11 protein-coding genes are annotated in these 13018 nt (G+C 52.8%); 2 read left to right on the top strand and 9 right to left on the bottom strand.

Annotated features, from left to right (window positions below; translation table 11 throughout):
- Nucleotides 1-18 precede the first annotated feature (18 nt).
- From rffG to trxA, 8 genes are all read right to left on the bottom strand, one after another.
- Nucleotides 19-1086 (bottom strand): dTDP-glucose 4,6-dehydratase, encoded by a 1068-nt coding sequence (rffG, locus tag NBA72_RS21500; RefSeq protein ID WP_000822143.1) that lies wholly within the window; start codon nt 1084-1086, stop codon nt 19-21.
- Nucleotides 1086-2348, bottom strand: coding sequence for a UDP-N-acetyl-D-mannosamine dehydrogenase (wecC, locus tag NBA72_RS21495; protein ID WP_000011238.1), 1263 nt, complete (start codon nt 2346-2348; stop codon nt 1086-1088). Before wecC ends, rffG begins: the two co-directional genes overlap by 1 nt.
- Nucleotides 2345-3475, bottom strand: coding sequence for a non-hydrolyzing UDP-N-acetylglucosamine 2-epimerase (gene wecB, locus NBA72_RS21490; RefSeq protein ID WP_024148279.1), 1131 nt, complete (start codon nt 3473-3475; stop codon nt 2345-2347). Before wecB ends, wecC begins: the two co-directional genes overlap by 4 nt.
- 55 nt (nt 3476-3530) lie before the next feature.
- Nucleotides 3531-4577, bottom strand: coding sequence for an ECA polysaccharide chain length modulation protein (gene wzzE, locus NBA72_RS21485; protein ID WP_000193420.1), 1047 nt, complete (start codon nt 4575-4577; stop codon nt 3531-3533).
- Between the two features lie 11 nt (nt 4578-4588).
- On the bottom strand, nt 4589-5692 hold the full coding sequence (wecA, locus tag NBA72_RS21480) for a UDP-N-acetylglucosamine--undecaprenyl-phosphate N-acetylglucosaminephosphotransferase (RefSeq protein WP_001050948.1): 1104 nt from the start codon (nt 5690-5692) through the stop codon (nt 4589-4591).
- A gap of 239 nt (nt 5693-5931) precedes the next feature.
- Complete coding sequence (gene rho / locus NBA72_RS21475; protein WP_001054532.1) at nt 5932-7191, bottom strand: transcription termination factor Rho; 1260 nt, start codon at nt 7189-7191, stop codon at nt 5932-5934.
- An 87-nt stretch (nt 7192-7278) separates the two neighbouring features.
- A complete protein-coding gene (locus NBA72_RS21470) occupies nt 7279-7362 on the bottom strand; it encodes a rho operon leader peptide (RefSeq protein ID WP_134820045.1) in 84 nt (27 codons plus the stop codon).
- A gap of 247 nt (nt 7363-7609) precedes the next feature.
- On the bottom strand, nt 7610-7939 hold the full coding sequence (gene trxA, locus NBA72_RS21465; RefSeq protein WP_001280776.1) for a thioredoxin TrxA: 330 nt from the start codon (nt 7937-7939) through the stop codon (nt 7610-7612).
- Between the two features lie 143 nt (nt 7940-8082).
- On the opposite strand from trxA, the gene rhlB reads away from it, so the two are divergent.
- Both rhlB and gppA read left to right on the top strand, forming a co-directional pair.
- Nucleotides 8083-9348 carry an ATP-dependent RNA helicase RhlB gene (gene rhlB / locus NBA72_RS21460; RefSeq protein ID WP_000047524.1) on the top strand — a complete coding sequence of 422 codons (1266 nt, stop codon included), beginning with the start codon at nt 8083-8085 and terminating at the stop codon, nt 9346-9348.
- Between the two features lie 118 nt (nt 9349-9466).
- The gene (gppA, locus tag NBA72_RS21455; protein WP_042949730.1) at nt 9467-10948 is read left to right on the top strand and encodes a guanosine-5'-triphosphate,3'-diphosphate diphosphatase; all 1482 of its coding nucleotides are present in this window, start codon (nt 9467-9469) and stop codon (nt 10946-10948) included.
- Nucleotides 10949-10987: 39 nt separating this feature from the next.
- Here gppA and rep read toward each other — a convergent pair whose 3' ends face one another.
- The gene (gene rep, locus NBA72_RS21450) at nt 10988-13012 is read right to left on the bottom strand and encodes a DNA helicase Rep (protein WP_001238842.1); all 2025 of its coding nucleotides are present in this window, start codon (nt 13010-13012) and stop codon (nt 10988-10990) included.
- Between the last annotated feature and the right edge of the window lie 6 nt (nt 13013-13018).

The raw sequence follows: 13018 nt of genomic DNA, 5'->3' as shown, positions 1-13018 counted from the left end.
GGAGTAAGAACCTGTCGTTTAGCGTTTCAGTCCTAAGCGTTCGCCCTGATAACTGCCATCCTGCACGGGTTTCCACCAGGCCTCATTGGCGAGATACCACTGAACGGTTTTTCGCATCCCGCTTTCGAAGGTTTCCTGCGGCGTCCAGCCCAGCTCGCGGGCGATTTTCGACGCGTCGATGGCATAACGTAAGTCATGGCCGGGTCGATCGTCGACGAAGGTAATCAGATCGTGATAATTCGCTACACCCTGCGGTTTTTGCGGGGCCAGTTCTTCCAGCAGAGCGCAGATCGTCCTGACCACATCCAGATTTTTACGTTCGTTATGACCGCCGATATTATACGTTTCGCCCACCGCACCGTTCGTCACCACGTGATACAACGCACGGGCATGATCCTCTACATACAGCCAGTCGCGAATTTGCTGACCGTTGCCATAGACCGGCAATGGTTTACCCGCCAGCGCATTCAGAATCATCAGCGGGATCAGTTTTTCCGGGAAATGGTAGGGCCCGTAGTTATTAGAGCAGTTGGTGACAAGCGTAGGCAGACCGTAGGTACGTAACCAGGCGCGTACCAGATGGTCGCTGCTGGCTTTGGAGGCGGAATAAGGGCTGCTTGGCGCATATGGCGTGGTTTCGGTGAAGAAATCGTCTGCAGTATGCAGATCGCCATACACTTCATCGGTGGAGATATGGTGGAAGCGGAACGCCGCTTTAGCGTCCGCGTCAAGCGCGGACCAGTAAGCGCGAGCGGCTTCCAGCAAGGTGTAAGTACCAACGATATTCGTTTCAATAAACGCCGCCGGGCCGTCGATGGAACGGTCTACATGGCTTTCCGCCGCCAGGTGCATCACGCTATCGGGCTGATACTGCTGGAAAACTCGCTCCAGTGATGCCCGATCGCAGATATCCACCTTCTCAAAGGCGAAACGGTCGCTTTGCGCCACCGACGCCAGAGACATCAGGTTGCCCGCATAGGTGAGTTTATCCACCACCACCACCGCGTCTGCCGTTTCATGGATGATATGCCGCACCACCGCAGATCCGATAAAGCCTGCGCCGCCGGTCACCAGAATGCGTTTCATCAGCGCCAGACCCCTTTGGTATCAACCACATAACGTTGATGAACCGCATCGCCGGGAATCGCTTTAAATTCGTCGTGATCGACCAGCATCACCAGCACATCGGCGGCGGTCAGCGCCGCGTCCAGTTTCGCCAGCGTGCAAAGTCCGTCCAATTTTTTCGGCAACTGACGGATATTGGGTTCGACGACCAGGGTTTCGCCGCTGTGCCAGCGGGCGATACTTTGGGCGATCCCCATCGCCGGGCTTTCGCGCAGATCGTCGATATTCGGCTTAAAGGCCAGCCCAAAACAGGCGATTTTCACTTCGCTGGCGCGTTTATCGGTGGCCGCCAGGCAATCTGCGACCGCGGCTTTTACCTGATCGACCACCCAGTGCGGTTTGCCGTCATTCACTTCACGCGCGGTGCGAATCAGTCTCGCCTGCTGCGGATTTTGCGCCACAATAAACCACGGATCGACCGCAATGCAGTGCCCGCCAACGCCTGGGCCCGGCTGCAAAATATTGACGCGCGGATGGCGGTTCGCCAGACGGATCAATTCCCAGACGTTAATCCCCTGTTCGGCGCAAATCAGCGACAATTCATTCGCAAAGGCGATATTCACATCACGGAAGCTATTTTCCGTCAGCTTGCACATCTCTGCGGTGCGCGAGTTGGTGACAACGCATTCGCCCTCAAGGAAAATTTTGTACAGCGCGCTGGCGCGAGCCGAACATACTGGCGTCATACCGCCAATCACGCGGTCATTTTTAATGAGTTCCACCATCACCTGACCCGGCAGCACACGCTCCGGACAATAGGCGATATTCACGTCGGCCTGCTCGCCCGCCTGCTGGGGAAAGGTCAGATCCGGGCGCATCCCGGCCAGCCAGCCAGCCATTTGCTCCGTTGCGCCGACCGGCGATGTTGATTCCAGAATCACCAGTGCCCCTTTTTTTAATACCGGCGCAATGGATTTCGCCGCGGCTTCCACATAGGCCATGTCAGGGTCGTGATCGCCTTTGAATGGCGTCGGCACGGCAATCAGGTACGCATCGGCCTCGACAGGTGTCGTCGTCGCACGCAGAAAGCCGCCTTCCACCGCCATCTTCACCACATTGCCCAACGCCGGCTCCACGATGTGAATTTCACCGCGATTTATGGTGTCTACCGCATGTTGGTTGATATCCACGCCGATAACCTGCTTCTGGCGGGAAGCAAAAGCGGCCGCAGTCGGTAATCCGATATACCCCAGCCCAATAACAGAAATGGTCGTAAAACTCATAACGATACCCGATAACTTTTTAACGCCTGTAAAATGCGCGCGCATGATTGCCCGTCACCATAAGGATTATGGGCGCGGCTCATGGTTTGATATTCATTTTCGTCGTGCAGCAGACGCATAACTTCCGCCACAATGCGCCGGGAGTCCGTGCCGATCAGTCTTACCGTACCAGCGGTAACGGCTTCCGGACGCTCTGTGGTTTCACGCATGACCAATACCGGCTTACCTAATGACGGCGCTTCTTCCTGAATACCGCCGGAATCGGTCAGAATGAGCCAGGCGTGATTCATCAGCCAGACAAAAGGTAAGTAGTCCTGCGGCTCAATCAGTACCACGTTTTCAACATGGCCGAGGATACGGTTGACAGGTTCGCTGACGTTGGGATTGAGATGCACCGGATAGACAATTTGCACATTCTGGTTCGCGGCGGCGATTTCCGCCAGCGCCTGGCAGATATGCTCAAAGCCCTGACCAAAGCTTTCACGCCGATGACCGGTCACCAAAATCATCTTCTTATTCGCGTTGAGGAAAGGATACTGCTCGGCCAGTTCAGCCTGTAATGTATCGCTCGTCAGAACGCGATCGCGTACCCAGATCAGCGCGTCAATAACGGTATTGCCAGTGACAAAAATGCGCTCATCCGGAATGTTCTCCCGCAACAGATTCTGCCGCGAGTTTTCCGTCGGCGCAAAGTGGTACATCGCCAGATGTCCGGTCAGCGTGCGGTTTGCCTCTTCCGGCCAGGGGGAATAGAGATCGCCGGTTCGCAACCCGGCTTCTACGTGCCCTACCGGAATTCGTTGATAAAAAGCCGCCAGGCTGGTAGCAATCGTAGTGGTGGTATCGCCATGAACCAGCACCACATCAGGTTTAAAATCTGCCAGGATCGGCTTTAATCCCTCCAGAATTCGGCAGGTAATTTCCGTCAACCCCTGTCCCGGCTGCATAATGTTGAGATCGAAATCAGGCACAATAGAAAAAAGAGTTAATACCTGATCAAGCATCTCCCGATGCTGCGCAGTAACGCATACTTTGGCCTCGAAATGAGGATCTTTTTCCAGCGCATGGACCAGAGGCGCCATCTTAATGGCCTCCGGTCGTGTACCAAATACAGTCAGTACTTTCACATCGATTCTCTTCGAATAGACAGTAGGGGCCCAGCCCCCTACTGCAGAGGTGTTGCTAAATCGTGCGGCGACGGGTTAAGGCAACGCCCGCACCGATTAGCGCCCCAACGATACCCCACATGATCATCAGGAAGGCTCGGCGTGGGCTATCACGTTTTACCGGTTCTTCCGGCGTACGCAAATAACGATAGGTCTGAAAACGAGGGTCCAGGGTCGGCCCCACATTAAGCGTATTCAACATTGCCCGATTTTGAAAGTAGTCCAAATCGAACGCAGGGCCAACCGCTTGCAGATTTTCAAGACGCGCCTGCAACATAGGGCGACCGAGTAAAAAAAGCTCTGAGTCCGGTAATTCATCTGCCGGGACATCCGTCGCGCTACGAGAAATATTATGTTGTTCCGCAATTTTGAGCGCCTGTTCAATACTGTTTACACGACGCGAATAGATCGCTTTCGCAACCTCTTCCTGCCGTTTGACCTGGGCTTTCATCTGCACGGTACGCGCAGCCCAGGCACCTTTTAATTCATCATTCAGATGACTCGCCGCCCGCTGGCTGGCGAATGCGACATACTGACGCAGCAAATTATTGGCGTCCGGCGCAGTTTCAGCAATCAGCTTCACATTGTCGTTGATGGCGCGTGTAAAATCGCCGGGCGTAAACTGTATGTTATTGATCAGTTCATCAAGCATCGCCGCATCAGCTTTGCTATTCCCGACCATTCGCTGCTTGTAATAGTCCGTCTGTAACCAGAAATCGCGACGCGTATCCCAGGAGGCAAGTTGCATGATGAACTCTTTATACGCTTCATCCATCACCGAGGGCTTATCGGAAGAAGAGGGATCGGTCTTAATATCCAGGTTGCGCAGAAACTGCTGCTGGGAGTAATAACCGCCCAACATATTTACGGTTGGGCGATCGGTGATCGCCGTCGCACTCCACTCCTGACGAGCAAAAAAGGTATAGGCTAACGCGATAAGGGCAAATAGCAGGCCAATGCCGATAATCCAGTATTTGCCAGCCCATAAAGTACGAAACAACCCGCGAATATCCAGTTCATTTTCAGCGCTCACCGCGCGTGCCCCCGGTAATGGTTGTGTCATCGTATCCTCATTTACTTGGTTAAGTTTGGCCGGTTCTTACGGTGCCTGCGCAAGCGACGCTTCACACGCTTAATAAATCTCGCCACCTTCCAGGCCCGCTTAATGCAGTAGCCATAGAGGAAGAATGCTAGCAAAAAGAGCACCAACATAACCCATTCAGGAACAAAATGAGAATATTCTGCAGCTACGCCTACTCCAGCCAGAATGGCGGCGGCAAGCGTAATCAGTACAAACGCCTGACGAGAGGTAAATCCGGCGCGCATGATAAGATGGTGAATGTGCTGACGATCAGGGGAAAAGGGGCTCATCCCTTTACGCAAACGGCGATACATAATCGCCACCATATCCATCAGCGGGATAGCGATAATCCATAGCGCGGTAACCGGACTGATAGGGTGAGTTTTCCCCTGCGTCGTTTCCAGTAAGATCCAGATAACGGTAAAACCAATCAGAGTACTACCGGCATCGCCCATAAAGACTTTATAACGCCGCCCCAAAATACCGAGATTAAGCATAATGTAAGGCAGAATCGCGGCAATCATGGCGAAGCACCATATTGCCAGGCTGGTTTGACCGTCAAACCATAAAATCAGCCCCATCGCCGCGAATGAGACGCTGGATAGCCCGCCCAACAGGCCGTCAATACCGTCCACCATATTGAAAGCGTTGATCGCCGCCCATACGGCAAACAGAGTAAGGAAATAGCCGAAGGGACCGAGCACCATCTCCCAGGAGCCAAAGATATAGCCGAGGCTGCTAAGATAGAGCTTACCGAATACCATCATAATGATACCGATCGCGGCCTGTATGGTCGCACGGATCTTTACGCTGATATCAAAACGGTCGTCCAGCGCACCGATAAGAACCAGTACGCCCGCACAAGAAAGATAAAGCGACGCATGAGGAATATAGTGGTCAACAATTCCGAATGTGAAGCAAATCCCTGCGTAAACCGAAATCCCTCCAACCAACGGTATCAGCCCCTGGTGGCGTTTACGAAAGTTGGGTTTATCCACTAAACCGATTTTTTTTGCGACCTTACGCGCAAAAAACAGGAACAGTGTCGTGAATAAAAAAATACTGATGAGATCAGTACTCACGGTCAGTAAATTCACAATGCGTGCTCTCAGATAAAATTAGTACCAGAAGTATAACCATGAAGACCTTTATTCAGAAGGGAAACCCTGCTCTGAATCAGGCAGAATTGTTTAAATATCAACCACACGATACCGATAACGAATGGATGGCGAAGCCCCGACCCGGTTTATCATCATTTTGTAAATGTGTCGTTAAGATTACAGATATAAAACAAAAACGCCACGTAAAAACGTGGCGTTTTCAGGTAAAGACCAGGTTATGAGCGCTTCATCATCTCGAAAAAGTCGTCATTAGTTTTGGTCATCGCCAGTTTGTTAATGAGGAATTCCATCGCGTCAATTTCACCCATCGGATGGATGATTTTACGCAGGATCCACATTTTCTGCAGCTCTTCCTGAGTGGTGAGCAGCTCTTCTTTACGGGTACCGGAACGGTTGTAGTCGATAGCCGGGAAGACACGTTTTTCAGCGATCTTACGCGAGAGATGCAGCTCCATGTTACCGGTGCCTTTAAACTCTTCGTAGATAACTTCGTCCATCTTGGAACCGGTATCGATTAGCGCCGTCGCGATGATAGTCAGGCTACCGCCCTCTTCCACGTTACGCGCCGCGCCGAAGAAACGCTTCGGACGATGCAGGGCGTTAGCGTCCACACCACCGGTCAATACTTTACCGGAAGCCGGCACCACGGTGTTGTAGGCACGCGCCAGACGGGTGATGGAGTCGAGCAGAATGATAACGTCTTTCTTGTGTTCAACCAGACGTTTCGCCTTCTCGATAACCATTTCAGCAACCTGAACGTGGCGGGATGCCGGTTCGTCAAAGGTAGAAGCAACCACTTCGCCTTTCACCAGACGCTGCATCTCGGTTACTTCTTCCGGACGTTCGTCAATCAGCAGCACCATCAGCACGCAGTCTGGGTGGTTATACGCGATGCTCTGCGCGATGTTCTGCAGCAGCATGGTTTTACCCGCCTTCGGCGGCGCGACAATCAGACCGCGCTGGCCGCGACCAATCGGCGAAGCCAGATCCAGAACGCGTGCCGTTAAGTCTTCGGTAGAACCGTTACCACGCTCCATACGCAGACGAGAGTTTGCGTGCAGCGGGGTTAAGTTCTCAAAGAGGATTTTGTTACGGGCGTTTTCCGGTTTGTCGTAGTTAACTTCGTTAACTTTCAACAGCGCAAAATAGCGTTCACCTTCTTTCGGCGGGCGAATCTTACCAGAAATGGTATCACCAGTGCGGAGGTTGAAACGGCGGATTTGGCTGGGGGAAACGTAGATATCATCAGGACCGGCGAGGTAGGAGCTGTCTGCAGAACGGAGGAAACCAAATCCATCCTGCAATATCTCCAGCACACCGTCGCCAAAGATATCTTCGCCACTCTTTGCGTGCTGCTTCAGGATGGCAAAAATAATGTCCTGCTTGCGCATACGGGCCAGGTTTTCCAGCCCCATACTTTCGCCGAGAGTGATCAGCTCAGAAACCGGCGTATTCTTTAATTCGGTAAGATTCATAATGGTGTGAGTTCTTAAACTTGGGGTAAATCTCGAACTTAATGTTGTGAATGGTATGGCAGGGTCATCCATGCCTGTTTACGGCTATCAACTCATGTCTGTTCGCTGTCTGGTCACAGGAAAGTACGCAGAACTGAAACGACAAGACGGAATGAGCGAAGAGCCAGGAATCTTTCCACTTCTCGTGCGAGAAAAAACGGGAAGTGACGGATAAAACCAGATTCAAACTTAATAAGGTATGTTTAATTCGAAGTCAATACTAACTTAGCACGACTCAGACCGGGCGTCCAGAGATCCTGACAATTTAAGAATAACGTAAGGACAACAGACGCCACGAAACTGCCTGATACCTTAATCATTCGTCGAATGACAGACGCCTGACCATACAGCGCCTTTGTCATTCGACGTATAAAAGGTATTACGCCAGATTGGCGTCGAGAAACTCTTTCAACTGACCTTTAGACAGTGCGCCTACTTTGGTTGCCGCCACTTCGCCGTTTTTAAACAGCAGCAGAGTCGGAATACCGCGGATGCCATATTTAGGCGCAGTACCTGGGTTCTGGTCAATGTTCAGTTTGGCAACGGTCAATTTGCCCTGATATTCGTCAGCGATTTCATCCAGAATCGGAGCGATCATTTTACACGGCCCGCACCACTCTGCCCAGAAATCAACGAGGATAGCCCCGTCCGCTTTGAGTACATCCGTGTCAAAACTGTCGTCAGTCAGGTGAATAATTTTATCGCTCATATATAACTCCACAGGAATAAGCCTGGCGTGTTGGTGTAGCATTAACCAACGAGGTGCTGATGTTAACTTCGCCAACAAAGGTTGACTTTATTTCACCGGATACGCTTTCGTAAAGCAATAGTAAGCTGATATTCTACCACACTATGAGCAAAACACATTTAACAGAACAGAAGTTTTCCGACTTCGCCCTGCACCCACAGGTGGTTGAAGCCCTTGAAAAAAAAGGGTTTTATAATTGTACGCCCATTCAGGCACTGGCCCTTCCGCTAACGCTGGCGGGTCGTGACGTTGCAGGGCAGGCGCAAACCGGTACCGGGAAAACGATGGCGTTTCTGACGTCAACGTTTCATTATTTACTTTCTCATCCCGCGATCGACGATCGCAAGGTGAACCAGCCGCGCGCGCTGATCATGGCGCCGACGCGTGAATTAGCCGTACAAATTCACGCAGACGCGGAGCCGTTGGCGCAAGCGACAGGCTTAAAATTAGGCCTGGCTTACGGCGGCGATGGTTACGACAAGCAGCTTAAAGTGCTGGAAAGCGGCGTTGATATTCTTATTGGTACGACGGGCCGACTGATCGACTACGCCAAACAAAATCACATTAACCTCGGCGCCATTCAGGTCGTCGTACTCGATGAAGCCGATCGCATGTACGATTTGGGCTTTATTAAAGATATCCGCTGGCTGTTCCGTCGTATGCCGCCGGCTGCGCAGCGTCTGAACATGTTGTTCTCCGCCACCCTGTCTTATCGGGTTCGCGAGCTGGCGTTTGAACAGATGAACAACGCCGAATATGTTGAAGTGGAACCGGAGCAAAAGACCGGCCACCGCATTAAAGAAGAGCTTTTCTACCCCTCTAATGAAGAGAAAATGCGTTTACTGCAAACGCTGATCGAAGAAGAGTGGCCGGATCGCGCCATTATTTTCGCCAACACCAAGCATCGTTGCGAAGATATCTGGGGACATCTGGCGGCAGATGGCCATCGTGTTGGTCTGCTGACCGGCGACGTCGCGCAGAAAAAGCGCCTGCGGATTCTGGATGAGTTCACCCGCGGCGATCTGGATATTCTTGTGGCGACCGATGTCGCGGCGCGCGGGTTGCATATCCCCGCCGTAACGCACGTCTTTAACTACGATCTGCCAGACGATTGTGAAGACTATGTTCACCGTATCGGTCGTACCGGTCGCGCTGGCGCCAGCGGACATTCCATCAGCCTGGCTTGCGAAGAGTATGCGCTGAATCTGCCCGCCATTGAGAGCTATATCGGCCACTCGATTCCGGTCAGCAAATACAATCCGGAAGCGCTCATGAACGATCTGCCCAAGCCGTTGCGCCTGACGCGTGCGCGTCCTGGCAATGGTCCGCGCCGCGCTGGCGCTCCGCGTAATCGTCGTCGTTCAGGTTAAGAAAAGTTATGCCATACACAAAATCATTTAGCCTGTATCAAGGCGGCAAGAAAACAAATCCCGATGAGCTTAGGAAGAGTACGCAGCCAACATGGATACAGGTTGAAGGATGAAGTGTATGAATTCCACCTCGTTGTATGCCGCCATTGATCTCGGTTCCAATAGTTTTCATATGCTGGTCGTGCGCGAGGCGGCGGGAAGCATCCAGACGCTGACCCGAATAAAACGCAAGGTGCGTCTGGCCGCGGGTCTGAACCACGACAACCACCTTTCAGCCGAAGCGATGGAACGCGGCTGGCAATGCCTGCGTCTGTTTGCTGAACGTTTGCAGGATATCCCGCAGCCACAAATCCGCGTGGTTGCCACCGCAACATTGCGTCTCGCCGTCAATGCGGGTGAATTTATCGCGAAAGCGCAGACTATCCTTGGTTGTCCGGTGCAGGTTATCAGCGGCGAAGAAGAGGCGCGGCTAATTTATCAGGGGGTCGCTCATACCACCGGCGGCGCAGATCAGCGACTGGTGGTGGATATCGGCGGCGCCAGCACTGAACTGGTTACCGGCACTGGCGCGCAAACCACGTCGCTGTTTAGCCTGTCGATGGGCTGCGTAACGTGGCTTGAACGCTATTTTAGCGATCGTAATCTGGCGCAAGAAAACTTTGATGATGCGGAGAAAGCCGCGCGCGATGTACTGCGTCCGGTCGCCGATGAACTGCGTTTTCATGGCTGGAAGGTCTGCGTGGGTGCCTCCGGCACCGTACAGGCATTGCAGGAAATCATGATGGCGCAGGGGATGGACGAGCGCATTACGCTCGCCAAACTGCAGCAGCTAAAACAACGCGCGATACAGTGCGGGCGTCTGGAAGAGCTGGAAATCGAGGGCCTGACGCTGGAGCGCGCGCTGGTTTTCCCAAGCGGGCTGGCTATTCTGATCGCGATATTTACCGAGCTGAACATCCAGAGCATGACGCTGGCAGGCGGCGCGTTACGCGAAGGGCTGGTGTATGGGATGTTGCATCTGGCGGTAGATCAGGATATCCGCAGCCGCACGCTGCGGAACATTCAGCGTCGGTTTATCGTCGATACCGAGCAGGCAAATCGCGTGGCGAAGCTGGCAGATAACTTCCTCAAACAGGTAGAAAATGCCTGGCATATTGAACCTATCAGTCGTGAACTGTTGCTTAGCGCTTGCCAATTGCATGAGATCGGTCTGAGCGTTGATTTTAAACAGGCACCCTATCATGCCGCCTATTTAGTACGCCATTTGGATCTGCCTGGCTATACGCCCGCGCAGAAAAAGTTGCTCGCCACCCTCTTACTGAATCAGAGCAATCCGGTCGATCTCTCTTCGCTTCATCAGCAAAACGCGGTACCGCCCCGTGTTGCGGAACAGCTATGCCGTTTGCTGCGCCTGGCGATTCTTTTTGCCGGTCGCCGTCGTGACGATCTGGTACCAGAAATTACGCTACAGGCGCTAAATGAAAATCTGACGTTAACCTTGCCTGGCGACTGGCTGGCACATCACCCGCTGGGTAAGGAGTTGATTGATCAGGAAAGCCAGTGGCAAAGCTATGTACACTGGCCGCTGGACGTTCGCTAACCGTAGTCTGATTGCCGGATGACGCTTCGCTTATCCGGCCTACGATTTCGCTCGCTTTGCCGCCATCATGGCTTTCAGATTAGCCAGGTGACTTTGCCCTTTTTGCATTCGCTCCTCAGCGCTTACCACTTTGCGCTCCTGCTCCCAGATTAAATCATCCTGCGGCAGTTCTAACAGGAAGCGACTGGGTTCCGGGCGCACCAGTTCCCCATACTGACGGCGCTCTTTACATAATGTAAAGGTGAGCTCTTTCTGCGCACGAGTGATCCCGACATAGGCCAGCCGACGCTCTTCCTCAATATTGTCTTCGTCAATGCTGCTTTGATGCGGCAAAAATCCTTCTTCCATTCCCACCATATAGACATACGGGAATTCCAGTCCTTTCGACGCATGAAGCGTCATCAACTGTACCTGATCCAGCTCTTCTTCGCTCTCGCCGCGCTCCATCATATCGCGCAGCGTAAAGCGTGTAACCACCTGGGTGAGCGTCATCGGCTCATCAAGTTCGTTGCCTTCCAGCATCTCAGTCATCCAGCTAAAGAGCTGGTTAACGTTTTTCATACGCATTTCCGCCGCTTTGGGGCTCGGCGAGGTTTCGTACAACCAGGATTCATAGTCAATACCGTGGATGAGATCGCGCACGGCGGCGACAGGCTCGCGTTCGGCCAGACGCTGGATTTCCCCCAGCCAGTGGGTAAAACGCGTCAATGAATCGTAACCACGTCCGGTCAGCTTCTGGCTAAGCCCCATATCAAAGCTGGCGGTAAACAGGCTTTTATTACGCGTCATTGCCCATTCACCCAGCTTTTGCAGAGTGGCCGGACCGATTTCGCGTTTTGGCGTATTCACGATGCGCAGGAAAGCGCTGTCATCATCCGGGTTGGTCAACACCCGCAGATAGGCCAGCAAGTCTTTAATCTCCGGACGGGAGAAAAATGAGGTGCCGCCGGAAATTTTGTACGGAATGCGGTTCTGCATGAGGAATTTTTCAAATACCCGCGACTGATGATTCCCGCGATACAGAATGGCGTAATCCTTGTACTGGGTCTTGTTCACAAAGTGATGGGCAATCAGTTCGCCGGTAACGCGCTCAGCTTCATGCTCTTCATTGTTTGCGCTTAACACTTTGAGTTCCGCGCCGTAACCGAGTTCGGAAAAGAGGCGCTTTTCAAAGACGTGCGGATTGTTGGCGATGAGAATATTCGCCGCTTTCAGGATACGGCCCGAAGAACGATAGTTTTGCTCCAGTTTAATCACCTGCAGCGCCGGAAAATCCTGGCTCAGTAACACCAGGTTTTGCGGACGCGCCCCGCGCCAGGAGTAGATAGACTGATCGTCATCGCCTACGACCGTAAAGCGCGCGCGTTGCCCGACCAGCAGCTTAACCAACTCATACTGGCTGGTGTTAGTATCCTGATATTCATCCACCAACAGATAACGAATTTTATTCTGCCAGCGCTCGCGCACCTCGTCATTGCGTTGCAGCAGCAGCGTCGGCAGCAAAATCAAATCATCAAAATCGAGAACGTTACATGCCTTCATATGGGCGTCGTAAAGCCCGTAGCAGTGGGCAAAAATACGATCGCGTTCACCTTTCGCCCCCGCCGCTGCCTGCGCAGGCGTTTTGAGATCGTTTTTCCAGTTGGAGATCGTGGAGATCAGCTGTTGCAACAGAACCTTGTCGTCTTCGATCAGGCCTTCGGTCAGCTCTTTGAGCAAGGCGACCTGGTCGGTATCGTCAAACAATGAAAAGTTCGATTTCATCCCCAGCGCAGCGTACTCACGCTTAATAATATCCAGCCCTAGCGTATGAAAGGTGGAGATCATCAAACCGCGCGCTTCCTTACGGCCGAGCGTCTGCCCGACGCGTTCTTTCATCTCACGCGCTGCCTTGTTGGTAAACGTCACCGCCGCAATATGCCGGGCCTGATAGCCGCATCCGCGGATCAGGTGGGCGATTTTATTGGTAATTACGCGAGTTTTACCAGAACCCGCTCCTGCCAGCACCAGGCAGGGTCCGGTGACGAATTCGACAGCGTGTTGTTGGCCGGGATTTAAACGCATGGGAAT

The sequence above is a fragment of the Salmonella sp. NW1250 genome (assembly GCF_051812965.1).
GTDB lineage: Bacteria > Pseudomonadota > Gammaproteobacteria > Enterobacterales > Enterobacteriaceae > Salmonella > Salmonella enterica.
Note: the sequence above shows the minus strand (reverse complement) of the source record. Positions and strands in the feature narration are given on the sequence as shown.

Bases quoted from the DNA above. Each gene is read 5' to 3' on its own strand.
- wecC (WP_000011238.1), bottom strand. From the start codon at position 2,348: ATGAGTTTTACGACCATTTCTGTTATTGGGCTGGGGTATATCGGATTA.
- gppA (WP_042949730.1), top strand. From the start codon at position 9,467: ATGAATTCCACCTCGTTGTATGCCGCCATTGATCTCGGTTCCAATAGT.
- rho (WP_001054532.1), bottom strand. From the start codon at position 7,191: ATGAATCTTACCGAATTAAAGAATACGCCGGTTTCTGAGCTGATCACT.
- wzzE (WP_000193420.1), bottom strand. From the start codon at position 4,577: ATGACACAACCATTACCGGGGGCACGCGCGGTGAGCGCTGAAAATGAA.
- rep (WP_001238842.1), bottom strand. From the start codon at position 13,012: ATGCGTTTAAATCCCGGCCAACAACACGCTGTCGAATTCGTCACCGGA.
- trxA (WP_001280776.1), bottom strand. From the start codon at position 7,939: ATGAGCGATAAAATTATTCACCTGACTGACGACAGTTTTGACACGGAT.
- rhlB (WP_000047524.1), top strand. From the start codon at position 8,083: ATGAGCAAAACACATTTAACAGAACAGAAGTTTTCCGACTTCGCCCTG.
- rffG (WP_000822143.1), bottom strand. From the start codon at position 1,086: ATGAAACGCATTCTGGTGACCGGCGGCGCAGGCTTTATCGGATCTGCG.